General features: G+C 67.4%; 19 protein-coding genes and 1 tRNA gene. 9 read left to right on the top strand and 11 right to left on the bottom strand.

Translation table 11 applies throughout. From position 1 onward, the window contains the following. Positions 1–109: 109 nt before the first annotated feature. A complete protein-coding gene (locus tag AS031_RS10290) occupies positions 110–2443 on the top strand; it encodes a coiled-coil domain-containing protein (RefSeq protein WP_058268028.1) in 2334 nt (777 codons plus the stop codon). 105 nt (positions 2444–2548) lie between these two features. Here the strand turns inward: AS031_RS10290 and AS031_RS10285 are convergent, their stop codons facing one another. Next, complete coding sequence (locus AS031_RS10285; protein ID WP_058268027.1) at positions 2549–3247, bottom strand: type 1 glutamine amidotransferase domain-containing protein; 699 nt, start codon at positions 3245–3247, stop codon at positions 2549–2551. A 50-nt stretch (positions 3248–3297) separates the two neighbouring features. Further along, on the bottom strand, positions 3298–4185 hold the full coding sequence (locus AS031_RS10280; protein WP_058268026.1) for an aldo/keto reductase: 888 nt from the start codon (positions 4183–4185) through the stop codon (positions 3298–3300). Positions 4186–4340: 155 nt separating this feature from the next. Between AS031_RS10280 and AS031_RS10275 the strand changes: the two genes are divergently transcribed. Then, the gene (locus tag AS031_RS10275) at positions 4341–5333 is read left to right on the top strand and encodes an LLM class flavin-dependent oxidoreductase (RefSeq protein WP_058268096.1); all 993 of its coding nucleotides are present in this window, start codon (positions 4341–4343) and stop codon (positions 5331–5333) included. 42 nt (positions 5334–5375) lie between these two features. Here AS031_RS10275 and AS031_RS19945 read toward each other — a convergent pair whose 3' ends face one another. Next, on the bottom strand, positions 5376–5561 hold the full coding sequence (locus tag AS031_RS19945; RefSeq protein WP_169793872.1) for a hypothetical protein: 186 nt from the start codon (positions 5559–5561) through the stop codon (positions 5376–5378). On the opposite strand from AS031_RS19945, the gene AS031_RS10270 reads away from it, so the two are divergent. After that, positions 5515–8145: a trehalase-like domain-containing protein gene (locus AS031_RS10270; RefSeq protein WP_058268025.1), complete on the top strand. Its 2631-nt coding sequence runs from the start codon at positions 5515–5517 to the stop codon at positions 8143–8145. The genes AS031_RS19945 and AS031_RS10270 overlap by 47 nt on opposite strands. Positions 8146–8210: 65 nt before the next feature. Next, positions 8211–9710, top strand: coding sequence for an MFS transporter (locus tag AS031_RS10265; RefSeq protein ID WP_228379610.1), 1500 nt, complete (start codon positions 8211–8213; stop codon positions 9708–9710). Between the two features lie 15 nt (positions 9711–9725). Here the strand turns inward: AS031_RS10265 and AS031_RS10260 are convergent, their stop codons facing one another. The 4 genes from AS031_RS10260 to AS031_RS10245 form a co-directional block, all read right to left on the bottom strand. Then, the gene (locus tag AS031_RS10260) at positions 9726–10853 is read right to left on the bottom strand and encodes an FAD-dependent oxidoreductase (protein ID WP_082641988.1); all 1128 of its coding nucleotides are present in this window, start codon (positions 10851–10853) and stop codon (positions 9726–9728) included. Between the two features lie 21 nt (positions 10854–10874). Continuing rightward, positions 10875–11801, bottom strand: a complete 927-nt coding sequence (locus AS031_RS10255) for an AEC family transporter (protein WP_058268023.1) — start codon at positions 11799–11801, stop codon at positions 10875–10877. Between the two features lie 51 nt (positions 11802–11852). Next, positions 11853–12278: an aspartate 1-decarboxylase gene (gene panD / locus AS031_RS10250; protein ID WP_176716531.1), complete on the bottom strand. Its 426-nt coding sequence runs from the start codon at positions 12276–12278 to the stop codon at positions 11853–11855. Between the two features lie 182 nt (positions 12279–12460). Then, positions 12461–13375 carry a LysR family transcriptional regulator gene (locus AS031_RS10245; protein WP_058268021.1) on the bottom strand — a complete coding sequence of 305 codons (915 nt, stop codon included), beginning with the start codon at positions 13373–13375 and terminating at the stop codon, positions 12461–12463. A 151-nt stretch (positions 13376–13526) separates the two neighbouring features. Between AS031_RS10245 and AS031_RS10240 the strand changes: the two genes are divergently transcribed. Together AS031_RS10240 and AS031_RS10235 are read left to right on the top strand one after the other, a co-directional pair. Next, positions 13527–14990, top strand: coding sequence for an amino acid permease (locus AS031_RS10240; RefSeq protein WP_058268020.1), 1464 nt, complete (start codon positions 13527–13529; stop codon positions 14988–14990). Between the two features lie 297 nt (positions 14991–15287). Then, complete coding sequence (locus AS031_RS10235) at positions 15288–18806, top strand: bifunctional proline dehydrogenase/L-glutamate gamma-semialdehyde dehydrogenase (RefSeq protein ID WP_058268019.1); 3519 nt, start codon at positions 15288–15290, stop codon at positions 18804–18806. Between the two features lie 74 nt (positions 18807–18880). Here AS031_RS10235 and AS031_RS10230 read toward each other — a convergent pair whose 3' ends face one another. Together AS031_RS10230 and AS031_RS10225 are read right to left on the bottom strand one after the other, a co-directional pair. Then, entirely contained in the window at positions 18881–19192 is a 312-nt protein-coding gene (locus AS031_RS10230) for a hypothetical protein (protein WP_058268018.1), read from the bottom strand. A gap of 176 nt (positions 19193–19368) precedes the next feature. Further along, the gene (locus AS031_RS10225; protein WP_058268017.1) at positions 19369–20223 is read right to left on the bottom strand and encodes a LysR family transcriptional regulator; all 855 of its coding nucleotides are present in this window, start codon (positions 20221–20223) and stop codon (positions 19369–19371) included. A 137-nt stretch (positions 20224–20360) separates the two neighbouring features. Here AS031_RS10225 and AS031_RS19490 point away from each other — a divergent pair, with 137 nt between their 5' ends. After that, positions 20361–21818, top strand: coding sequence for an MFS transporter (locus AS031_RS19490; protein WP_074446955.1), 1458 nt, complete (start codon positions 20361–20363; stop codon positions 21816–21818). Here the strand turns inward: AS031_RS19490 and AS031_RS10205 are convergent. Then, positions 21770–21843: transfer RNA gene (locus tag AS031_RS10205), tRNA-Gly, on the bottom strand. The genes AS031_RS19490 and AS031_RS10205 overlap by 49 nt on opposite strands. Before the next feature lie 238 nt (positions 21844–22081). Here AS031_RS10205 and AS031_RS10200 point away from each other — a divergent pair. Next, positions 22082–22543 (top strand): SRPBCC family protein, encoded by a 462-nt coding sequence (locus tag AS031_RS10200; RefSeq protein WP_058268013.1) that lies wholly within the window; start codon positions 22082–22084, stop codon positions 22541–22543. 6 nt (positions 22544–22549) lie between these two features. Here the strand turns inward: AS031_RS10200 and AS031_RS19485 are convergent, their stop codons facing one another. Then, positions 22550–24334: a CAP domain-containing protein gene (locus AS031_RS19485; protein ID WP_228379609.1), complete on the bottom strand. Its 1785-nt coding sequence runs from the start codon at positions 24332–24334 to the stop codon at positions 22550–22552. 132 nt (positions 24335–24466) lie between these two features. Between AS031_RS19485 and dcd the strand changes: the two genes are divergently transcribed. Further along, positions 24467–25042, top strand: coding sequence for a dCTP deaminase (gene dcd / locus AS031_RS10190; protein WP_058268012.1), 576 nt, complete (start codon positions 24467–24469; stop codon positions 25040–25042).

Genomic DNA, 25042 nt, shown 5'->3' with positions numbered 1-25042 from the left:
GGCGAAGTCAGGTGGCCGATTACGCGTGTTCTCCCCCGGGCGGGCCCCCTACCGTGGGATGACCGGGCGGCCAACGGCGGCCGCCGCACAGGTCTCAACAGGAGCACACATGCGCACTTCCCCCACCCCGTCCGTTCTTCGGCGCCGCCTTGCCGCCGCCGTCGTCCTCCCCGGCCTGCTGACCACCAGCCTGGTGCTGGTCCAGCCGGCAACCGCCGCGCCGGCCGGCACCACGGGAATCTGCAACGGCGTGGTGAATCAGATGGCGCACCGGGGCACCGTACAGGAGAACCTGCTGAAGGCGGCCGCAAGGAAGAACGCGGACGCCATCGCGGCCCTGCAGGCGGAACGGGACAAGCTGCAGTCCCAGGCGGCCGACCTGAACGCGTCCATTGCAGCGACAAATCAGCAGCTCCTGCAGCTGGACAAACAGGACGTCCAACTGACTCAGGAAGCGGCTGCCGCCGAGGCCGCCATCGCCGATATCACGGCGGAGATCACCCGGACAAAGGTGGCTGTTGCCGAAGCCCAGGGGGCGATGTCCAGCCTGACCGGATCCCGGGACGCCCTGGCCGCCGAGGTGGCCTCGCTGGAGAAGGAACAGGCCGCAGCCGAATCCGCCGCAACGGACCTGCGCCACACGGCCGCGGAGTTGAAGTCCCGGCAGGATGCCAACAGCCAGGCGCTCGCCGCCGCGGAGGCCGAACTTGAGTCCCTCAAGCAGGCGGCTGCTGCGGCAGCATCCGACGTCGCCGCCAAGGAAGCACAGATTCGGCAGGCCGAAACGGACCTTGCCGCCTTGGAGTCCCAAGCCAAGCTGGCCGCCGGCGCAGTGGCGGCAGCGGAGCAGGAGGTGGCTGCGGCCGAAGACGACCTGAAGGCCCTGGAAGCTGCAGGGAGCGTGGCCGCCGACGCGCTGCAGGCACAAAAGGACAAGGTGGCTGGGGCGCAGAAGACGCTCACCGAGCTGGAGGGGACGGCGTCAGCAGCCAACGCTGCTGTGGAGTCCAAGAAGGCACAGATCGCCGCTGCCCAGGGAGAACTTGCCACGCTGCAGGCCGCTGCAGCCACTGCGCAGTCCACCCTGGACGCCAAGAACGCCGCCATCACTGCGGCCCAGGCCGACCTCGCCAAGCTGCAGGCCGATGCCGCGGCAGCTCAAAAGGCGGTGGATGACAACACGGCGAAGATCACCGCCGTCAACGCCGAAATCCTCAGCCTCCAGGGCCAGGTCACCGCGAAGAACGCGGAGATCGCCACCAAGACGGCACAGCTCGCCACACTCCAAAACGAGCTGCCGGCGTTGGACTCCAGGAAGACAACCCTGGAGACGGAGATCGCCTCCCTGACCAGCCAGATCGACGCGATTAACGGCAACTCAATCAAGAAGCGGAACCTGGAGGAGCAACGGACCGCCAAACAGGCCGAATTGACCAGCGTCACCAACCAGATCACGGACAAGACCGCCCAGATCTCCGGCCTGCAGGGCAACCTGGCCACCCTCAACAGCCAGGTGAACACCCTGAACACCCAGCTCGTCGCCAAGCAGCAGGAAAGCAGCGCCCTCCAGCAGCAGGCAGCCCCGCTGCAGGCCGCCCTGACCGCGGCCAACACCGCCGTCACCGCCAAGGAAACCGACATCGCCACCCTCAAGGGCCAAATCCCGGCCCTGCAGGACGCGGTCACCCAGGCCAACGCGGCGGTCACGGCCAAGCAGGCCGACATCTCCGCCCTGCAGGCCCAGCTCCCGGGTCTCGAAACCTCCGCAGCCGAGGCAGGGGCCGCCGTGGACGCCCAGCAAAAGGTGGTGGCGGGCCTTGAGGCTGCGCTCCCCGGCCTGACGTCCAACGTGGAAGCAGCTCAGAAGGAAATCTCTGATCAGCAGGCAGTCCTGGCAGACAAAGAGAAAGCCCTGGCCTCAGCCCAGGACCAGCTCACAGCCGCCAACGCCGCCGTGGACGCCGGGAAAACTGCAGTGTCAGCGCTGCAGGACCAGCTGCCGGGACTCCAGGCAACCCTTGACCAGGCGAACAAAGCCGTGGCCGCCAAGGAGGGTGAGGTTGCTTCCCTGAACCAGCTGGCCGGCAGCCTTGCCGAACAGGTCAGCGGCGTCAACGCCCTGATCGGTGCCAAGGAGGCGGAGATCCTGTCCCTGCAGACGCGGGTGGCGCCGCTCCTGGAGCAGCTGAACAAGCTCAACGGCGAAATCACCGCCGCCGAAGCAAACCTGGCGGCGCTGCAGGCCCAGTTGAACGGGCTGGACACTCAGCTCGTGGCAGCTAACGCGAAGTTGTTGGAGTTGACGGCCAAGAAGGGCGCCAACCAGGTTGCCATCCAGACCCAGAAAGATGCGGTCAAGGCACTGACGGCCCAGCTCGGAACGGTCATGAACCAGATCGCCGCCATCGACGGCACCATCGCGCTGGGAGGCTGCGCCGTGTAGCGGTGTGGAAAGCGGCGCCCAATGACGTGCGCCAATGAGGGGCCCGGCCACCACGGCCGGGCCCCTCACTTGTGCTTGCTTCGATCGAGCACTGGAACTGGATTGTCAGCCCAGGGCGTTGATGACTTCCTTGGCCACGTCCTCGCTGGACTGAGGATTCTGCCCGGTGATGAGGTTGCCGTCGCGGACCACATGCGACGTCCAGGCGGCGGCGTTGTCCACCTCGGCGCCCTTCTCCTTCAGCGCGTCCTCCACCAGCCATGGCGTGTTCTCGCCGGTACCGCCGTTGAGTTCCTCTTCGTTGCTGAAGACTGTCAGGCGGCGGCCAGCGAAAGCGAACGTCCCGTCGTCGGACGTTGCGCTGAGCAGCCCCGCGGGGCCGTGGCAGAACGGCGCAATGACCTTGCCGGCGCCGTCCGCTGCCACCAGCAGCCTGCCCAGGTCCGCATCCTTGTAGAGGTCGGACATGGGCCCGTGGCCGCCGGGCATCACCACGGCGTCGTAGCCCGGGATGTCGACGTCGGCGAGCACCAGCGGCTGCGACAGCTCGCCGCCGATTTTGGCCAGGTAGTCCCGGAAGCCCTCCGCGCGTTCCTCGCCTCCGGCCGCATCCGGTGCCAGGCTGACCTGGTCCACCGTGGGCTTGGCCCCGCCGGGGGTGGCGATGTGGACCGTATGCCCGGCATCGGTCAGGGTCTGGTGGGAGACCACCAGCTCTTCGGCCCAAAAACCTGTGGGGTGTTCACTGCCGTCCTTCATGGTGAGGGAATCGGCTGCCGAGACAACCATCAAAACGTTGGCCATGCTGTTCTCCTGCCTGTCGTGGTGCTGGGATACTGCCTGGGACGCCGCCGCTACCTGCCGGCGGCCTCCAGCCCAGCGTACGTGTCGTCATCGAGCCTGAGTCCCGCAGCCGCCAGGTTTTCCTCCAGGTGGCTGCCGGACCCCGTGCCGGGGATGGGCATCATCACGGGGGAGCGGCGGAGCAGCCATGCCAGCGCCACCTGCGAGGTGGTGGCCCCCAGCCGCTTTGCCGCCTCATCCAGCGGACCACCCGGCCGGGCCAGCTCGCCGGCAGAGATCGGGGCCCACGGAATGAAGCCGATGCCGTTCTCCTCCGAGTACCGCAGCACGTCCTCTGAGCTGCGGTCCGTCAGGTTGTAGCGGTTCTGTACGGTGGACACCGTGAAGTGCCTGCCGGCGGCTTCGAGCTCGGCCACGCTCACCTGCGACAGCCCCAGTGCCTGGACCTTGCCCTCGTCCTGGAGCTCGCGCAGCACGCCGAACTGCTCCTCCGGATCCACCTTGGGGTCGATGCGGTGCAGCTGCAGCAGGTCGATGCTGTCCACTTTGAGCTTGCGCAGGCTCAGCTCCGTCTGCTGGCGGAGGTACTCGGGCCGGCCAACGGGTACCCACTTGTTGGGTCCGGTCCGCGCGAAGCCCACCTTCGTGGCGATCTTCAGCCCCTCCTGGTACGGATGCAGGGCTTCGGCGATGATTTCCTCGCTGATGTTGGGGCCATAGGAATCCGCGGTGTCGATGAAGTCGACACCGAGTTCGACGGCGCGGCGCACCACCGCGCGCGCCGCTTCTCGGTCCGCGGGCTCACCCCACACGCCGTCGCCGACGATGCGCATGGCACCGAAGCCGAGCCGGTGCACGGTTCCCAGGTCCTTGAGGTCGATGGTGTCGGACAGCTCCAGCTGGTTCGTTGTCTCTGTGCTCTTCGTCTCTGGGCTCATAGGGGCGGCAACATCATCAGTGTGCTGCGTATTCCGCAGATCACAGAAATAAGCCGCGGGCCGCCGTCGTTATGTCCTTTGTGCCTGCCGCGACCCGGCGGGCCAGACTCCGCAAGATTTCCCCTCCGCAACGCTTTGAAAGGCCGGCACCCGACGTGACCCTTCCGCTTTCCATCCTTGACCTAGCAACCATCGGCAAAGGCCAGACGGCGGCGGAAAGCTTCGCGGGCAGCGTGGCCATGGCGCAAAGCGCCGAGAGGCTGGGGTACCGGCGTGTCTGGTACGCCGAGCACCACAACATGTCCTCCATCGCCTCGTCCGCCACGAGCGTCCTGATCGCCCACGTGGCCGCGCACACCGAAACCATCCGCCTGGGTGCCGGCGGCGTGATGCTGCCCAACCACTCGCCACTGACCATCGCCGAGCAGTTCGGCACCCTCGAAACCCTGCACCCGGGCCGGATCGACCTGGGACTGGGCCGGGCGCCCGGCAGCGACCAGAACACCATGCGGGCACTGCGGCGCGACCCCATGTCCGCCGACAGCTTCCCGCAGGACGTCCTGGAGCTGCAGGGCTACCTCACCGGCCCCACCCGGATCCAGGGGGTGGAGGCCACGCCGGGCAAGGGCACCAACGTCCCGCTGTACATCCTGGGGTCCTCCCTGTTCGGCGCCCGCCTGGCCGCGCAGCTTGGCCTGCCGTACGCCTTCGCCTCGCACTTCGCCCCCAACGCGCTGAAGGACGCCGTGGCGCTCTACCGCCGCGAGTTCAAGCCCTCGGCCCAGTTGGATGCGCCCCACGTCATCGCCGGCGTGAACGTCATCGCCGCCGATTCCGCATCCGAGGCGCAGGAGATGATGCAGGCCACCAAACGCGCACGGGTTTCCCTGTTCTTCGGCGGCGGCACCCGCGAATTCACGGACGACGAAGCAGACATGATCCTGGACTCCCCGCAGGGGCAGCATGTTTCCCAGATGATGACCTACTCCGCGGTGGGAACCCCGGACGCCGTCCTGGACTACCTTGACGGTTTCGGACGGCACGCCAACGCCGACGAACTGATCGTGGCCCACCAGAGCACCGGCACGGAGGCGCGGCTGCGGTCCGTTGAGCTGCTGGCCACGGCCGCCGGGCTGGCCCGGGTCTGACGCGCCGGCCGGACTTTTACACATACGCAATGAAGGGGACTTTCAGGGGAAACCGCCGGGGATGACGATGGAACCGCTCCCCCGGGGATCCGCCAGGATTTCCGGGAGGGGCGCCAACCGGTAGTCCGCCGGTGATCCGGCGGCTGCATTTCCGGCCTGGTCCTGCTCGAAAGGGTCCCCGATGCCCACGCCTTTGAACCAGAGCGTGGCGGATTCCGCCCTGCTCACCCGGTCCCTGCCACTGGACGTGCTGCGCAGCTTCGTCCAGGCGGACGCGGCGGACAGCGGGCTGACGCCCGCCCTCATGGCAGAGCTCAAAGTGCTGGCCCGCGTTCCCTCCCTGCTGGTGGCCTGCAATTACGGCGGCACCCTGTGCGACGCCGAGGGCATTTCCACCGAAATCCTCCCTCTGGGCAGTGCGGCCATTGCCCTGCGGGCGCTCGCGGCCCTGCCCAACACCCATGCGGCCATCATTTCCGGGCGCTCGCTCCGGGACCTTGCCGCCGTGTCGCGGCTCCCGGTGGAGGTGCACCTGGTGGGGTCGCACGGCGCGGAAACGGACATGGGATTCGCCCACGCCCAGACCCTCGCCACCGAGGCCACCCTGCAGAAGGTCAACGCCGCCCTGAATGAGGCCGTGGGCTTCCACAAAGGCATCTGGATTGAACGTAAGCCCGTGGCGGTTTCGGTCCACACCCGTCCTGCGCACCCTGACGTGGTGGCAGCCGTGACCGAGGCGGCCCGCGGGATCGCCAGGGCCCACGGGCTGTTCTTCATCGTGGACGGATCGGTCCTTGACCTGTCGGTGGTGGAACCCTCCAAAGCGGCCGCACTGGAGGCACTGCGGTCCCGGCTTGGCGCCAGCGCGGCCATGTTCGCCGGTGACGCCGAGAGCGACGAACTGGCCATCGGCACCCTCCGCGGCCCCGACCTGGGACTTCGGGTCGGTCCGGGGGACACCTCCGCGGGCCACCGGGTCCGTGACCCCGAGGCTTTCGCCCGCGTCCTCGCCCTGCTCTTCGAACTGCGGCGGGCCTGGCTGTTCGGCGAGGACGCCGTAGGCCTGGAACGGCACACGATGCTCGGCAACGGCTCCTCCACCGCGCTGCTGACGCCGGACGCCAAGGTCTGCTGGATGACCCATCCGTTGCCCGATTCCGGCTCGGTGTTCGCCCACATCCTGGGTGGTGACGCCGCCGGCCACTTTTCCGTTGAACCCGCCAAGGCATCGCAGGTCCTGGGCCAGCGCTATGTGGACAGCACCATGATCGTGGAAACCCGCTGGGCCGATGTCACTGTCACGGATTACCTCGAACCGGCGCCGGAAGGAATCACCAGCCTGGTCCGGGTCCTGACCGGCACGGGCGCCGCCCGGATCACGTTCGCTCCGCGGCCGGACTACGCCAACGCGCCGTTCAGCCTGGAGGTCCGTGGCGACGAGCTGCACCTGGTGGGCACCTCGGAACCTATCATCCTCTTTGCGCCCGGTGTGGCTTTCAGCATCACCTCCGATGGCCGGCACGGCACAGCCATTGCCTCGGTTAACCTGCAATCCGGGCCCGTGGTGCTCAACCTGCGGTGCGGGGACACCGAACCCCGCCCGGCGGACCCGCTTGGGGAACTGGACCGGCGGGCAGAGGTGGCCCTTCACGCCCGCCAATGGGTGCAGAAGCTGGCTTTGCCCGCTGTGAAGCCATCCCTGGTGCGCCGCTCCGCGCTGGTGTTGCGCGCCCTGGTCCATGAACCCACCGGAGCGGTCCTGGCCGCCCCCACCACCTCGCTGCCCGAGGGAATCGGCGGGACCAGGAACTGGGACTACCGCTACTGCTGGCTGCGGGACGCCTCCATGACCGTGAACGCCCTGGTGGACCTGGGCTCCACCGAGGAGGCTGCAGGATTCCTCGCCTGGCTGGGCCGCATCCTGGAACATGCACCCGGCCCCGAGTGGCTGCACCCGCTGTATTCGGTGACCGGGGCGCCGCTGTCCACCGAAGCCGTGGTGGACAGCCTTCCCGGGTACGCCGGATCGCGACCGGTCCGGATCGGAAACGCTGCGGACCACCAGGTCCAGCTGGACGTCTTCGGCCCCGTTGCCGAGCTGATCCATTCGCTGAGCGCGCAGGAGGAAACACTCGCGGACGGGCACTGGGAACTGCTGGTTCAGATGGCATCGGCAGTCCTGGCACGCTGGCATGAACCGGACCACGGCATCTGGGAAGCCCGGCGCCCGGCACGCCACCACGTCTACTCGAAGGTGATGTGCTGGGTCACCCTTGACCGGGCCCTGAAGACGGCGGCCCGGCACGGCCGGGAACCGCACCCGGACTGGGCTCCCACCGCCGACACCATCCGCAGCGAAGTGCTCACCGAAGGCTGGGACGACGCTGCGCAGTCCTACACAGTGGCGTACGACAGCCCGGACCTTGACGCCGCCGTCCTGCATATCGGGCTGTCCGGCCTGCTGGACGTTGCGGACCAGCGGTTCCTGGATACTGTCACGGCCGTCGAACGGGAACTCCGGGTGGGCCCCACGGTATTCCGATACAGGTACGACGACGGCCTGCCGGGCCTGGAAGGCGGCTTCCACATCTGCACCACCTGGCTGATCGAAGCCTACGTGGCGGTGGGGCGCATCGATGAAGCCTGGGAGCTGTTCGACCAGCTGGTGAACCTGTTCGGACCCACCGGGCTGCTGCCGGAGGAGTACGATCCCGGAACCGAGACGCACCTGGGCAACCACCCGCAGGCTTACTCGCACCTGGGGTTCATCCGGTGCGCCCGGCTCCTGGATGCACACCAGGCCGGACGATAGGCAGCGCCGGTCCGGGGTACCTAGAGTGGAGGGAACAGCGAACCAGAACTGAATCGAGACCCATCATGACCGCCCGCGCCCAAGGGGTGGGATTCCGCTCGGAGCGCGGCCCCATCCTGATCGCCCTGATGCTGTCCACCGGACTGGTGGCGATCGACTCCACGATCGTGGCCACCGCAGTCCCGTCGATTGTCCGCGACGTGGGCGGGTTCTCGTCCTTCCCCTGGCTGTTCTCCGCCTACCTGCTGGCCCAGGCCGTGTCGGTGCCCATCTACGGGAAGCTGTCGGACATGGTGGGCCGCAAGCCGATCATCCTGACCGGCATCGGACTGTTCCTGCTCGGATCCGTCCTGTGCGGCGTCGCCTGGAGCATGCCGGCCCTGATCGCGTTCCGTGCGCTGCAGGGCCTCGGTGCCGGCGCCGTCCTGCCGGTCAGCATCACCATCGCCGGGGACATCTACTCGCTGGAGGAACGCGCGAAGGTCCAGGGCTACCTGGCCAGCGTCTGGGCAGTGTCCTCCGTGGTGGGGCCGAGCCTCGGCGGTGCCTTCTCCGCCTTGGGCATCTGGCGCGGCATCTTCCTGGTCAACATCCCGCTCTGCATCCTGGCCGGATGGATGCTGGTGCGTACCCTGCACGAGGACGTGGAGCGTGCCCGGCACACAGTGGACTACGCCGGGGCTGCCCTGATGGCGGCCTCACTCGGACTGCTGATCCTCGGCGCCCTGCAGGGCGGGGAGGCGTGGGCGTGGGATTCGCCCGTCAGCTTTGGTGTGTTTGGCGTAGGTGCCGCCCTCCTGGTCGCCTTCATCCTGGTGGAGCGGCACGCGCCGGAACCTATCCTGCCGTCCTGGGTGGTGTCGCGCCGGCTGCTGGTGACCACTGCCCTCGCATCCTTTGGCGTGGGCGCGGTGATGATCGGGCTGACCTCCTACGTGCCCACCTTCCTTGAAGGCGCACTGTCCGTCTCACCCCTCGTGGCCGGCCTCGCCCTGGCCGCGCTGACCCTCGGCTGGCCGCTCAGCGCCTCCCAGGCGGGCCGGTTCTACCTCCGGATCGGTTTCAAGGCCACCGGCCTGATCGGCATCTCCATCACTGTGGCGGGCCTTACCATCCTTGCCCTGACGTCCGCCGTTCCCAACGTGGCCCTGATAGCGGCAAGCTGCTTCGTCGTCGGACTCGGCCTGGGCCTGCTGGCCACGCCCACGCTGATCGCCGCGCAGTCCAGTGTGCCGTGGAACGAACGCGGCGTGGTGACCAGCACCAACATGTTCGCCCGCTCCATCGGCAGCGCGCTGGGCGTGGCGGTGTTCGGTGCCGTGGCCAACTCGATCTACTCGGCCAGCCCGGGAGGTGAGGGCAACGGCCAGGCCGTGGTGGCTGCGTCCGGGGCCGTGTTCCTGGCGGCGCTGGCGGCCGGCCTGCTGACCGTCGTCGCCGTCCTGGCCATGCCGAAGACCCGGGCCGCTGCGTCCGGGAACAGCGATGAAGAGCGCGGCGCGGGCACGGAGCAGGGCGCGGATACCGCGTCCGCCGGGGCGGAGGAACCGGGCCGCAACCGGTAGCGTCGCCGGGACCTGTCAGCGGGAAGCGCTGAAGATCTCCGGCGCCGGACGGGTCCCGGTGGCAAGGTCAGCCAGGATCCGGCCCACCACCGGCGTGAACTTGAAGCCGTGCCCGGAGAAACCGGCACCGATCACCACCGGACCGATCCGGTCCAGGATGAAGTCCTCATCCGGGGTGGTGGTGTAGGTGCAGCTGATGGCCTCGAACGCGTCCGCGTCCACGCCGGGGAGCCAGGTCCGGGCATAGTCCTGCAGGGCGGCCAGCTGGACAGGCTCCGGCTGGAACGAGCGCCGGTCCGGGTCCACCACGGGCCCCACGCCGTGCCAGCCGGCCTTGATGCCTTCGCCGGGAGTGTGCATGCCGTAAACGGGGGAGTACCAGCCGGCATAGTCGGACCCGCCCGGGTAATGGTTGAATCCGGGCCAGACGGCGCCCGGGTCCGCAACCCTGAAATGTGCCGGCTGCTCCTGCGTGACCGTCAGCTTCGGAATCCGCAGCCGCCTGCCGACTGCTGCGCCCAGGAGCTTCCCCGTCCAGCCGCCGGCCGTCACCACCACCTGCGCGGCGGTGACCACCTCCGTGCCGGCGGCCGACTCGAGGCCCAGCGTGACGCCGTCGTCCGCCACCTCGAAGGACACCACCTTGGTGTGGTGCCGGATGTCGGCGCCCCGGGCAACGGCGAGCCGCTGGAAGGCGGGCAGCGCCGCCTCGGGATTGAGCTGGCCGCCGTCGGGCATGTAGAGGACCTGCTGGTCGAAGCGGATGCCGCGCCAGCGCTCGCCGGCCTCGTCCGGGTGCAGGAACTCGGCCCGCAGCCCGGCCTGGACCAAGGCGGCGGCCGCGTCCGGAAGCATGGGCTCGGGGCCGTGGGTGACGATGCCGGTCGGGGCCAGGAGTGTTTCGCCGCTGTCCTGCTCCAGTTCATGCCACAGGTCGAGCGACTCGGCCACCATGGCAACGTACTCGGGCCGGTGGTAGCCGGGGTTGAAGTTCCGGGTGGTGCCGTGCGAGGCGCCGATGGTGTGCCCTGGGCCAAACTGCTCCACGAGCGTCACCTGGCGGCCCCGGCGGGACAGGGCCCACGCAGCGGCCGACCCCATGGCTCCGCCGCCGATCACCACGGTGTCAAGAATTGTTGTCACAGGGTCTCCCATTCCACGTTGTTACGCCAGCAGCAGCGCGACGCCGATCATTGCCGGAACAGCCACCACTGTAGTGATCAGGACGGTGTCCTTGGCCACGGTCAGGCCGGTCTTGTAGCGGCTGGCAGCGACGAATACATTTTGGGCGGTAGGCAGGGCAGAGGTGACCACCACCGCGAAGAGGGCGTGGCCGTCCATGCCAAGGGCAAAGCGCGCGAACACGTACGCCAGGGCGGGCTGGACCGCGAGCTTGAAGCTGCTGGCCAGGAGCGTGTCCGCCCGCCGTCCGGTCGAGGCCTGCAGGGGCCTGGTTCCGTTCAGGCTCATGCCGAAGGCGATCAGCATGGCCGGGATGGCGGCGCCGCCGATGAGGTGGATCGGCTCCAGCACGAGTTCGGGGACCTTGAACCCCGTCCCCGCCACCAGCAGGCCCAAGGCAGAACCCACAATCATGGGGTTCCGCAGGATCATGAACACGAAGCTGAGCGGCGTGGTGCGGTGTGAGCTGGTGCTGGAGTCCAGGATCATCAGGAACAGCGGCGTGAAGAACGCCAGCTGGAAGATCAGCAGCGGTGCCACATAACTTGCGTCGCCCAGGACGTATACCGCGATGGGAATACCCAGGTTGGCCGAGTTCGCCAACGAGGCGGACATCGAGGACATCAGCGCTTCCGGCAGCGAACGCTTCAGCCAGAATTTCACTACGGTGAAGAAGATCGCCGCGGTGGCAATGGCGGCCACCGCCGTGACGAGCAGCGGTGCGGCGAAAACCTCCTGCAGCCGCGCCTTGCTGAGGGTTTCGAACAGCAGCGCGGGGCTGGCCACGAAGAAGGTGAGGGAACTGAGCACCTGCCGGGCGTTGTCACCGAGGATTTTCCGCCGCCCGACGAACCAGCCCACCAGGATGATGCACCAGACCACGAAGAAACCGGCGAGTACCCCTAGCAAGGAGGTACCCGGCGCGGGCAGCGGAGAAAGTTCCCGGGACTCACGCCCCGGTTACAGGCTGGCGTTGTTGAGCGCGAACGGCGGTCGCATCATGCCGGGCGTGATGCCCTCAGCGGGATCGTTCCCCAGCTGGATGATGCGGTTCTGCCCGTCCACGTGGACCACCTTGGGCTCATAGGCCTTGGCTTCCTCGGTGGTCATCTGCGCATAGGTGATGAGGATGACGAGGTCGTTCTCGTGCATCAGGTGGGCAGCCGCACCGTTAATGCCGATGACTCCGGAACCACGCTCGCCGGCGATGGTGTACGTTTCCAGCCGCGCGCCGTTGGTGATGTCCACAATCGAGACAAGCTCGCCCGGCAGGATGTCCGCCGCCTCCAGCAGGTCCAGGTCAACGGTGACGGAGCCCACGTAGTGCAGGTCGGCGTGGGTGACGGTGGCCCGGTGGATTTTGGACTTGAACATTGTTCGATTCATAACGGCTCCAGTTTAGCCCCGGGGCGGTCTGCCCGCAGTGACGCAGGGAACACCGCGCTGCCCGGGCCTAACTGCGCGCTGACAGCGGACGTCCCTGCGCAGGGACCGTCCCCGCGCAGCGGCACCAAGCCTCGTTGGGCAGGAAGGTACGCGGACGACGGCGGGTGGTCACCCGCCGTCGTTCATTTTCCTGCGGCGCCCGCCACGGCTGCGGCAGCGGCAGCCAGGGTTTCCCGCGCGGCCAGGATGGCCGGGCGCTGGGTGCTGGACCGGCGGACCGAGGTGAAGATGGTGCGGTGCGGCTTGCCCGGAAGTTCCAGGAGCCGGGCGGTGGTGCCCCGGCCGGTCCACACGAGGTCCGGCATCAGCGCCACCGCGTTGCCGGACTCGATCAGCCGCGCCTGCGCCTGCAGGTCCGCCGTCTCGAAGCGCACATCAGGCTCGAAGCCGGCGCTGCGGCAGGCCTGCTCCGCCCAGTGGCGCGATGCGGCACCCCGCGGCTCCATGACCCAGGGGAGTTCGGCGGTGTCCGCGAGCGTGCGGACCGGTGTGGCGGCATCGGACCCGGCCGGGACCGCCAGCCGGATGGCGTCGGTGGTGAGCTTCACGCGGTCCAGCTCCGGGTAGCGGGGCGCGGCGTGGCCCGGATACTGCTCGGCGATCACCAGGTCGAAGTCGCGCGCCCAGGTTTCGTGGAGCGCCGTCTCCGGTTCGCGTTGGATCATCTCAATCCGCACCTCCGGGTAGGTTTGAGCCATCCGGGTCAGCGTGTCCGGCATCAGTGCCAGCGCTGCCGACTGGAACACCGCAATCCGCACCGTCCCGGTCACGGTGGTCAGCGACGCCGCGAGGTCCGCCTCCGCCTGCTCCATGGTTTCCAGCAGCTGCGCGGTGTGTGCCACCAGGACCTCTGCCTGCGGGGTGAGCTGTACGCGCCGCCCGGTTTTCCGGAGGAGTTCCACCCCCACCTCCTTCTCCAGGAGGGCCAGCTGCTGGGAGACAGACGACGGGCTGTACTGGAGCGCCTCGGCCACCTCGGCCAGCGTTCCCCTGATGCTCAGTTCCCGGAGCAGCCTGAGCCGGCGCACGTCGAGCATGGGGAATTCCTAACTGAAACTAATGAATATAGGTTAGAAGTAGTCACTTTATCTAATGCAAACAGGCTTGCATACTGTTGGAACTGAGTTACCCCCGTCACACCATGTTTGGCGTGCCGCGGCGGGGTCGCACCCCAACCAGGAGTCCCTGATGAGCAGTAGAGATATGAGCCAGTCCATCATGCGGCGAAAGCCCATCGATGACATAGAAGAAGAAAACAAGCACAGCGGCCTGTTCAAGTCCTTGGGCCTCTGGCAGCTCACCGCCATCGGCGTGGGCGGCATCATCGGTGTCGGCATCTTCTCCCTTGCGGGGCTGGTGGCCGCCGGAAGCGAAGGCAACCCGGGAGTGGGGCCCGCGGTGCTGATTTCCTTCCTGGTGGCTGGCCTCGCTTCTGCCGCCGCAGCCCTGTCCTATGCGGAATTCGCCGGCATGATCCCGCGCGCGGGTTCGGCCTACACCTACGGCTACGTGGCCCTCGGCGAGGTCATTGGCTGGTTCATCGGCTGGGACCTGCTGCTCGAATACATCGCCATCGTGGCGGTGGTGGCCATCGGCATCTCCGGCTACCTGGACGCCTTCCTGTCCGGCATCGGCATCCACATGCCGGTGTGGATGACCTCCACGGTGGATGAGGGCAAGGGCGGCATCGTCAACATCCCGGCCATCCTGGTCTGCCTGCTGGTCACCTGGATCCTCTCCCGCGGCACCAAAGCCTTCGGCCGGTTCGAACTCGTGGCAGTGGCCATCAAGATCATCCTGATCCTCTTCATCGTCGGGCTGGGCATCTTCTACATCGACACCAACAACTACAACCCGTTCATGCCGTCCGGATTCGGCCCGGTGCTGGCCGGCTCAGCCACCGTCTTCTTCGCAGTGTTCGGCTACGACGCCATGAGCACCGCGGCGGAGGAAGCCAAGGACGGCAAGAAGCACATGCCCAAGGCGATCATCCTGTCGCTCATCATCGCCATGCTGCTCTACGTGGCTGCCACCCTGGTGCTCACCGGGATGCAGAACTACAAGGACATCGATCCCAAGGCGGGCTTCGCGTCCGCCTTCACGTCCGTTGGCCTGCCGGTCATTGCCACCATCATTTCCGTCTTCGCTGTCCTGTCCATCCTGACGGTGATGCTGACCTTCCTCCTTGGCGTTACCCGCGTCTGGTTCTCCATGAGCCGGGACGGGCTGCTTCCGGGATGGTTCGCCAAGACCGACCGCCATGGCACGCCGCAGCGCGTTACGTGGATCGCCGGCATCGCCTCGGCCTTCCTGGCCGGAGTGTTCCCCATCAAGGAGGTCGCGGACCTGACCAACATCGGCATCCTGGCCGCGTTCGTCGTCGTCTGCCTGTCCGTCATCATCTTCCGCTACAAGCGTCCGGACGCGCCCCGCACGTTCCGGCTGCCGCTGATGCCCCTGGTCCCGGCCTTCGGTGTCCTGGCGTCTGCCTTCCTGATGCTCCAGCTGCACTGGGAAACGTGGCTGCGGTTCGGCGTCTGGCTGGTGATCGGCCTGGCCATCTACTTCTTCTATGGCCGAAAGAACTCCCTTATGAACCCCAACAGCCCGCGGCACGAGGAAATCGAGGAGATGCACCGCCCCCTCGCCTGACGCGCCTGTGCCCGGCGCGCTGGCCGGGACCCCAACGCGGCAGGCCCCGCCCCAAGCCCCCAAGTTGCCCTATCAGATCGAGTCCCTAAACCCCTGTTTTAGGGACTCGATCTGATAGGGCAACGGGGGAGGGGTAGGGCCTGCCGCCGGCGTTTAACCGGCGCTGTTGGAGGCACCGGGAAAGCATTGGTATTTCTAACCTGTATTCGTGGGAAAAGATCGCTTTATCTTATGTGAGTGGAAGCTCATACTGGTGGAAAGACCTCCTCACAACCCCAGGAAAGAACGAGGAAAACCATGACCCACGCAGCAGTGGAAACGGCGGCGACTGCCGGCTTCGCACCGCAGACCGTCGACGCTAATGTCACCCAGGCCAAGGCCCTTGCCGATGAAGCGGTGGCCCTGGTCCGCCACTGGCTGACCGAGGCCGCCAAGGTTCCCGTGGACGCCTCCGCGGAGCAGTTGGCCGGCGTCCTCAAGGACCCCAACGGCCTGGACTTCACGGTGGGCTTCGTGGACGGCGTGGTCCGGCCCGAGGACCTGAACGTCGCCGCCCGCAACCTCGCGGCGCTGGCACCCAAGGTTCCGGCCTTCCTGCCCTGGTACATGCGCAGCGCCGTCGCGCTGGGCGGCACCATGGCCCCGGCCCTGCCACAGGTCGTCATCCCCATTGCCCGCAAAGTCCTCCGCGAGATAGTGGGCCACCTGATCGTTGACGCCACCGACGCCAAGCTGGGGCCGGCCATCGCCAAGATCAAGAAGGACGGCATCAAGCTCAACGTCAACCTGCTCGGCGAGGCAGTCCTCGGCGAGCACGAGGCCTCGCGCCGCCTCGAGGGCACGCACACCCTGCTGGCCCGCCCGGACGTCGACTACGTCTCCATCAAGGTGTCCTCCACCGTTGCCCCGCACTCCGCCTGGGCCTTCGACGAAGCCGTGGAACACGTCGTCGAGAAGCTCACGCCGCTGTTCCGGCTCGCCAATTCCTTCGCGGCCCCGGGCAGCAGCACCGGAGGCAAGGCCAAGTTCATCAACCTGGACATGGAAGAGTACAAGGACCTGGACATGACCATCGCGGTCTTCACCCGGCTCCTCGACAACCCCGAATTCAAGGACCTCGAGGCCGGCATCGTCCTGCAGGCCTACCTCCCGGACGCACTGTCCGCCATGATCCGCCTGCAGGATTGGGCCGCCGACCGCCGCGCGAACGGCGGGGCCGGCATCAAGGTCCGCGTGGTCAAGGGCGCCAACCTGCCCATGGAGCAGGTGGAAGCATCGCTGCACGACTGGCCGCTGGCCACCTGGGGGACCAAACAGGACTCGGACACCAGCTATAAGAGCGTCATCAACTACGCCCTGCACCCCGAGCGGATCCAAAACATCCGGATCGGCGTGGCCGGCCACAACCTGTTCGACATCGCGTTTGCCTGGCTGCTGGCCAAGCAGCGTGGGGTAGAGTCCGGCATCGAATTCGAGATGCTGCTCGGGATGGCCCAGGGCCAGGCAGAGGCCGTCAAGAAGGACGTGGGTTCCCTCCTGCTCTACACGCCGGTGGTGCACCCGTCCGAGTTCGACGTCGCCATCGCCTACCTGATCCGCCGCCTGGAGGAGGGCGCCAGCCAGGAGAACTTCATGTCCGCCGTCTTCGAACTGGACAAGAACGAGAGCCTGTTCGATCGTGAAAAGCAGCGTTTCCTGTCCTCTTTGGACTCGCTGGATGACACCGTGCCGCTGCCCAACCGCCGCCAGGACCGCACCCTGCCCCCGGTGCCGATGCCGCACGCCGGTTTCGACAACACGCCGGACACCGACCCGTCGCTGCCGGCCAACCGCGACTGGGGCCGGGCCATCCTGGAGCGCGTCCCCGGCTCCACACTGGGCAACGCCTCGGTGAAGGCAGCATTCATCAACGACGAAGCCGCCCTCAACAAGGCCATCGACAAGGCCGTGGACAAGGGCAAGGCCTGGGGCCGGCTCTCCGGCGACGAACGCGCGGCCATCCTGCACCGTGCCGGCGATGTCCTGGAGGCCCGACGCGCCGAGTTGCTTGAGGTCATGGCCAGCGAAACCGGCAAGACGATCGACCAGGGCGATCCCGAAGTCAGCGAAGCCGTGGACTTCGCGCACTACTACGCGGAGTCCGCACGGAAGCTGGACACGGTCGACGGCGCCACGTTCGTCCCGGCGAAACTCACCGTTGTCACGCCGCCGTGGAACTTCCCGGTCGCCATCCCGGCAGGGTCCACCCTCGCGGCACTCGCCGCCGGCTCCGCCGTCGTCATCAAGCCCGCCAAACAGGCCGCCCGCAGCGGCGCCGTGATGGTCGAAGCCCTGTGGGAAGCCGGCGTCCCGAAGGACGTCCTCACCATGGTCCAGCTGGGTGAGCGGGAGCTCGGCAAGCAGCTCATCTCGCACCCGGCCGTGGACCGCGTCATCCTCACCGGCGGTTACGAGACCGCAGAGCTGTTCCGCTCCTTCCGCAAGGACCTGCCCCTGCTGGCCGAAACCAGCGGCAAGAACGCCATAATCGTCACCCCCAGCGCGGACCTGGACCTCGCCGCCAAGGACGTGGCCTACTCAGCGTTCGGCCACGCCGGCCAGAAGTGCTCGGCAGCATCGCTGGTGATCCTGGTGGGCTCGGTGGCCAAGTCCAAGCGCTTCCACAACCAGCTGATCGACGCCGTCACCTCGCTGAAGGTGGGCTACCCGCAGGATCCCACCAGCCAGATGGGCCCCATCATCGAGCCCGCCAACGGCAAGCTCCTCAACGCCCTCACCACCCTCGGCGAAGGCGAAAACTGGGCCGTTGAGCCGAGGAAGCTGGACAACACGGGCAAGCTCTGGAGCCCGGGCGTGCGCTACGGCGTCAAGCGCGGCTCCTACTTCCACCTGACCGAGTTCTTCGGCCCGGTCCTGGGAGTCATGACCGCCGACACGCTCGAAGAAGCCATCGCCATCCAAAACCAGATCGAGTACGGCCTCACCGCGGGCCTGCACTCGCTCAACTCCGAGGAGCTCGGGATCTGGCTGGACTCCATCCAGGCCGGCAACCTGTACGTCAACCGCGGCATCACCGGCGCCATTGTGCAGCGCCAGCCGTTCGGCGGCTGGAAGAAGTCGGCGGTTGGTGCCGGCACCAAGGCGGGCGGCCCGAACTACCTGGCCGGCCTGGGCGACTGGACCCCTGCCCAGGCGTCCGCCACGGCTGACGTCACGCACCCCGGTGTCCGCCGGATCCTCAACGCCGCCGGTGCCGGCCTGGAGCCGGCCGACCTTGAGTCCGTGCAGCGGGCACTGGCGTCCGACGCCGAGGCCTGGGCTGAAGAGTTCGGCACCGCCAAGGACGTCTCGGGCCTGAGCGCGGAGCGCAACATCTTCCGCTACCGCAGCCTGCCCGTCACCGTGCGCCTCTCCGAGGGCGGATCCCTGGCCCACCTGGTGCGGACCGTCGCTGCCGGCGTGCTGGCGGGGTCTGCGCTCACGGTGTCCACCGCCGTCGAACTTCCCGCCCAGCTGCGTGCCGTGCTCCTGGGGCTGGACATCGAACCGACGGTGGAGTCCGACGCCGGCTGGCTGGCTTCGGCGGCCCGCCTCGCCTCGGCGGGCAAGCTCTCCGGAGCCCGCATCCGCCTGATCGGCGGTGACGCCGCAGCGCTGGCTGAGGCCACGGACGGCCGCCCCGACATCGCGGTGTACTCCCACGCCGTGACCGAGGCCGGACGCGTGGAGTTGCTGCCGTTCCTGCATGAACAGGCCGTCAGCATCACCGCCCACCGGTTCGGCACGCCGAACCACCTGTCCGATGCGCTGATCTAGCGCGGGAGAAACAAAAAGGTCCGGCGGTTGTGCTTGTTTCCACAAGCTAAACCGCCGGACCTTTTGTATCTCCGCTAGCCCAGGTACCAGCCCGGCGGCGTCCAGGTGACAGGCACACTGTGTGCCGAGAAGTCCTCGCACCGGGTGCAGGTGTAGGCCACCTCGCCCAAGGCGGAGAGGGAGCCGTCGTGCCGGTAGGTGGGCGGGATGTAGGACTCAAGGTAGATGAACTCGTCCGTCCGGCATTTGTCGCAGGTCGGTTTTCCGATGTAGCCCGAATCTGTGGCGATTCCGCTGCCGAGGGTGGACTGTCGTGTGGCCGGGCGCGTGCTGGTGTGCGGGCGCGCGTGGGCGGCGTTGAGATGGGTGTTCCTGGCTGTCGTCATTGGCTGCCTGTCCCGGGCGGCGGTCCCTGTGGTTCAGGCGCGCCCGTATTGTAGAACCGGCCTGCTGCTTGACCCTGGAGACACCAGCATAGATTATGCAACGATCTGACATCAATGGATTCCTGGCCCCTGCAGGGCCTTGACGGGCTGCCGTTGCGGCGCTTGACTCCGCCCGGTTATCCCTGCCGGTTGATGGTCCTTCCCACGATCGACTGCGTGAGGGCATCGATGACCTCTGCGTTGGCCAGGGGGTTTCGGATCAGGGTGAAGTCGACGTCCCCGACCGGTGGCAGGTCGAACCGGCGGGTGATGATTTTGAGGTCCTCGGGCACCAGCGACGACGGCATGACGGCCACCCCGATGCCCGCCCGGACCGCGGCCAGCACCCCGCTGATCTGGCGCGTAGTGCAGGTGATCCGCCAAGTGCGGCCGTGGGCCTCCAGGGCGTCGATGGCGAGTTTGCGGCTGAGGCTGGGAGAGGGGTAGGCGATCAGTGGAACAGGCGCCCCCGGTTCCAGGGAGGTTTGCTCCAGTCCCACCCAGGAAAAGGAGTCATGCTGCACCACAGTTCCGTCCTTGGCGCCGGCCACCCATTTGACGAACACCAGGTCCAGCTGGCCGGCGTTGAGCTTGCGGTACAGCTGGTCGCTTTGCCCCACCGTGAGCTCAAGGTTGATCTGCGGGTAAATCTGCCGGAACTCGCGCAGGATCCTGGGAAGGCCGGTGATGGCGAGGTCGTCCGCCGTGCCGAACCTAAGCCGGCCCCGCATGGCGGAGCCGGAGAAGTAGCGCGCCGCGGCGTCATGGGCGGCGAGAATGTTCCGCGCAAAGCCGGCCATCGCATCGCCATTGTCAGTTAAACGCACGTCCCGGGTGTCCCTGGTGATGAGCACCCGTTTGGCGGCGGTCTCCAGCTTCCTGATGTGCTGGCTGATGGTTGGCTGCGCCAGGCCCAGCCGGTCCGCCGCCTTGGTGAAGCTCAATGTTTCAGCAACGGCAAGGAACGAGCGCAGTTGTGCTGGTTCGAACAAGGGTGGACTCCATCGGCTCAGTGCGGCATGTATTGCGGTTCGCAATACGAGTTATAGGGACAATACGGCTCCATAATCTCCTGGCGCCACCATAGCGTTAAGGGCATCCCGGACCGCACCCACTGTGAGGACAATCTGTGGCACCCCCACCGCCGTCGTCGGCAACCGTCAGCCAGCCCGTCATCGATTCTGCAGGGTCAGTGCCCGCGCAGCCCCCGGAACCGAAGGAACCACTTACCACGCCCGACGCGGACCCCGGCTTGGGCACCCAGCCGGTGCCGGTGGTGGCGGAACGGCTGCCCTGGAAGCACACCTTCATCTCGCTCAGGGTGCCCAACTTCCGCATCTTCGCGGTGGGACACTTCATCGCCGTGATCGCCATCTGGATGCAGCGCATTGCCCAGGACTGGCTGGTGCTCCAGTTGTCGGGATCCGTCACGGCGGTGGGCATCACCGTGGCGCTGCAGTTCCTGCCGTCGCTGGTCCTGGGACCGTGGGGCGGCATGATCGCTGACCGGTTCGCCAAGCGCAGGATCCTGATCCTGTGCCAGAGCGTGGCCGCATTCCTGGCCGCCGCGCTTGCCGCCCTTGCCCTCACCGGAGCCATCGAGGTGTGGCACGTCTATGTGATCGCGCTGGTCCTGGGTCTGGTCACCGTACTGGACCAGCCGGCCCGCCAGGTCTTCGTCAATGAGCTCGTGGGACCGGTGTACCTGCGCAATGCCATCAGCGTCAACTCCACCACTTTCCAGCTGGGAGGCCTGATCGGCCCGGCGCTGGCGGGCCTGCTCCTCACGGCAGTGGGTGCCGGCTGGGCGTTCGCGGCCAACGCTGTGGCCTGCTGTTCAACCGTGGCCATGCTGCTGATCCTCCGCAAGGACCAGCTGCATGTGAGCGCCCCCGCCCCCAAGAGCAAGGGCATGGTACGGGAGGGTCTGCGGTACGCGCTGGGGAAGCCCACGATCTACTGGCCATGGCTGATGGCCGGGTTCATTGCAGTCTTTGCGATGAGTCTGCCGGTGATCCTTGCTGCCTTCGCCGACCACGTCTTCCGGATCGGTGCCGGGGGATACGGGATGCTGAACGCCCTGGTGGCCGCCGGTGCCCTCATCGGTGCGGTGGCCTCGACACGTCGCCGGCACCTGCGCCTGCGGTCCGTGGTGTTCTGCGCCGGAATGTACGGGGCCACGCTCTGCCTGGCGGCGCTGGCGCCGTCGCTGGCCACGTTCGGCGCCGTGATGGTCCTGTCAGGGTTCTGGTGCCTGATGTTCCTCACGGGCTCCAACCAGCTGGTGCAGATCAGCTCGAACATGGCCATCCGCGGCCGGGTCATGAGCCTTTACATCATGGTGCTGATCGGAGGGCAGGCGTTGGGCGGCCCGATGCTGGGGTGGATCGCCGAGCACGCGGACCCGCACGCGGCGCTGTTGGTGTCCGGCGGCGTTCCGGCTCTGGCAGCCTTGACGCTCGGAATCGTTTTGGCCCGCAAGGCCGCGTTGACCCTCCGGGTCGATGTGCGGGACCGGCGCAGGCCGGTAAGGATTGTTGGAGCGGCTGACGGGAATCGAACCCGCGTATCAAGCTTGGGAAGCTAGCGCTCTACCATTGAGCTACAGCCGCGTCGCCGCCGCTTCCGCGGGGCAGAACTTAGCTTAGCGCAGATACGCAGCGGCTCCGGCCACCCGTGGCCGGCGCCGTCCGTGTCCCGGCTCCCGCTGCGTCATCCAGTAACTCTTCAATAACGTCGCCGTCTCTGGCTAGGTGGGCGCCTGGCAGGCTGGCTAACCTGAACCGGAAAGCCGCGGCGCCAGGGGGAGGTGCGAACGCGGGAAGCCGGCGTTGACACAGAAAGAGCCCCATGGCATTCGCAGAGCACGAGGTACTCATCCGGCGTGATGCCATGGCTGTGTACCTGTACCTGATGGACGCCACCAACCTGCCCGCGTGGCGTGACTCGGTCCGCAGCGTGAAGCTGGTGCAGGGCTCCGCCGGCGCCAAGGGCGCGGTGTACCGCAAGATGGTGGCCGGCAGGTCCGGGCTCAGCATCCCGGCCGAACTCGAGATCACCCATGCCCGCCCGGGCGCCGAGATCCAGTTCCGGGTGATTTCCGGCCCGGCCAACCGCTCCGGCGGGTACTACCTCAGCACCGAAAATGACGGCACCCGGCTCCGGTATGCACTTGAGGTCCGGCCCGAGGGGTCGTTCGCGTTCATGGACCGCTTCGGGATCCTGAACAAGATGGCACAGCGAAGCCTCCGGTCCGAAGTGGCCCAGCTGGAGCGGCTGAAGGATGTCCTGGAGCCGCAGAGCGTCAGCTAGGTTCCGCTACTGGGCCAGCCTTTGGCCTGCCCACGGACCGGTGATGTTCGTCGGCGACGCGAGGCTTCCGCCCGAAAGGTCCCAGTACTGCACGGTGTCCGAGGCGCGGCGCAGGGCAATGCCGGTGGAGTTCAGGGCTGTCACGTTCTTCAGCGCCCTGATGCCGGTGACATCCTGCCAGCCTGTGGCGACGGTGGGCCGGGATTCCGACCGCAGGGCCGTGGTTCCCCAGCCCCGGTACAGCAGCGCAGAGCCGTCGGTTCGAAGCGCCAGGACATCCTGGAAGCCGTCGGCGTCGTAGTCCACCATGGCCAGGCGCGCGGCGCTGATGCCGCCCGAGATGAGGGTCCTTGCGGAGAGGTCACCGGTGCCCTTGTTGGGGTAGAGGTACAGGTTTCCGCCGGTATCCAGCGCGAGGATCTGCGGCATCCTGTTGTTGGCGCACCACCCGCCCACCGCGAGCGTGAGGGACTGCCAGCCCCCGGAGCCCAGGGTGACGGCGGGCTCGAAGCCTCCGGTGGCGATGCCGCGGTGGAGGGTCAGGTTGCCGGTGGTCCATTGGGTGACGAGGTCGTAGGCGCCGTCGCGGTCCCAGTCGGTGACGAAGACTTCCTTGGCTCCGCCGAAGCCCGATCCGATGACCTTCGCGGCGGCGTAGCTGCGCCCGCCCGTCGACGCCCTGTTGAGGAGCTGGCCCGAGGCGTTGACGGTGACAAGGTCGCCCGGTCCGGTGATGGAGGCGGCGCTGAGGTCCAGGGTGGGTGGCATGTGCTTGACGGGGGCGTCGCACATGGTGGGCGTTGCCGGGGGGAAGGGGTTGCCCCCGGTCGAACCTCCGGCAGAACCGCCGGGGGAGTCCACCGTGCCGGCCGGGAGGGTGGTGTAGCCGAAGAAGTTCACCACCCCCCAGATCTGGTAGGTGGAGTTGGTGTAGGAGATCCCGGCGCCCATGACGTTGAACCGGGGGTCGATGAGCATGGCGTTGTGCCCGGGGGAGCCCTTCCACCATTCGACGAGCTGCGAGGCGTCCCTGTCCGTGCGGATGGCGATGACCTCGCCCGCGCCGTTGTTGGGGCTGAGCGCGCGGGGATCCGTCCAGAAGCTGGCCCGGTGTTCAATGACCTCGCGGGACGCGATGCTGTCCGACCATTCCTGCGCCATGCCGGCCACGGTGGAGTTGTACTTCACCGGGTTAAGGCCCTTGGAAGCGCGGTACTCGTTGATCTTGTTGAACACGGTGAGGATGGCGGCCGTATTGCTGTCCTTGACGAGCGCTTCGGGGGAGACCAGCGTCTCGGAGGAAGGGCGCGGGGCCTGCGGCGTGGAGGGCGCCGGGCCGGTGGCTGAGGCCGGCGGGGATCCCAGTCCGCCGTCGGGTGCCCACAGTGGCGGGATGGACGGTACCTCGGCCGCGGGCTGGGCGGCCGCCGGTTCAGTGGTGGCTGCAGTGCTGCCCGCCGGGACAGTGCCGCCCGGCGAAACGGCACCGCCGGTCGAAGCAAGGGGCGCAGGCGCTGGAGCGGCGTCCGGAGCGGCGGCGTCCAGGGCCGTCGGCGAGGCGGCGCGGATGTCCGGGTCCACGGCCGGGGTGAGCGGAGATCCGGCGGCACCGTCCCCGCCCACGGAAGTTCCGGCGTCGTGCGCGTCCGCTGCCTCCAGCGAGACCCGGGACGGGCCAGAGGCGGCGGGCAGGTCGGGCCCGGCCGGCAGGGACACCGGGCCGGGCGACGCGGCAACGAGCACCAGCGCGCACAGCACGCCAACCACAGAGGGCGCGACAACTTTATTCACAACATCCCCAGCTCTGTTGGGCCATCCGGGAGACCATCCGGCGCCTAGTATCTGAGGCAACATTAGCCCCACAGGGCTACAGCAACAACGGAAAAATGTGGCTGTGGATAATGCATACGGTAATTTGGGACGGTGCTGATCTCAGACCGCGATATTCGTGCCGAAATAGACTCCCAGCGGATCGTGCTGGAACCGTTTGAGCCCGCGATGGTGCAGCCGTCGTCCGTGGACGTCAGGATTGACAAGTTCTTCCGGCTGTTCGACAACCACAAGTACGCGCACATCGATCCGGCACAGGAGCAGCCCGAGCTGACCCGGCTGGTGGAAGTGGAGGAGGACGAGGCCTTCATCCTGCACCCCGGCGAATTCGTCCTGGGCTCAACCTATGAGACGGTCACCCTCCCGGATGACATCGCCGCCCGCCTCGAAGGCAAGTCCTCGCTGGGCCGCCTGGGCCTCCTGACGCATTCCACTGCAGGGTTCATCGACCCCGGGTTCTCCGGCCACGTCACGCTGGAACTGTCCAACATGGCCACGCTTCCCATCAAGCTGTGGCCGGGCATGAAGATCGGCCAGCTGTGCTTCTTCCGGCTGAGCTCCTCCGCGGAGTTCCCCTACGGCCAGGGTGAGTACGGCAACCGCTACCAGGGGCAGCGCGGGCCAACTGCCAGCCGCAGCCACCTGAACTTCCACCGCACCCGCATCTAG

It is taken from the genome of Pseudarthrobacter enclensis, assembly GCF_001457025.1.
GTDB lineage: Bacteria > Actinomycetota > Actinomycetes > Actinomycetales > Micrococcaceae > Arthrobacter > Arthrobacter enclensis.
This window is presented reverse-complemented; position numbering and strand designations above follow the sequence as displayed.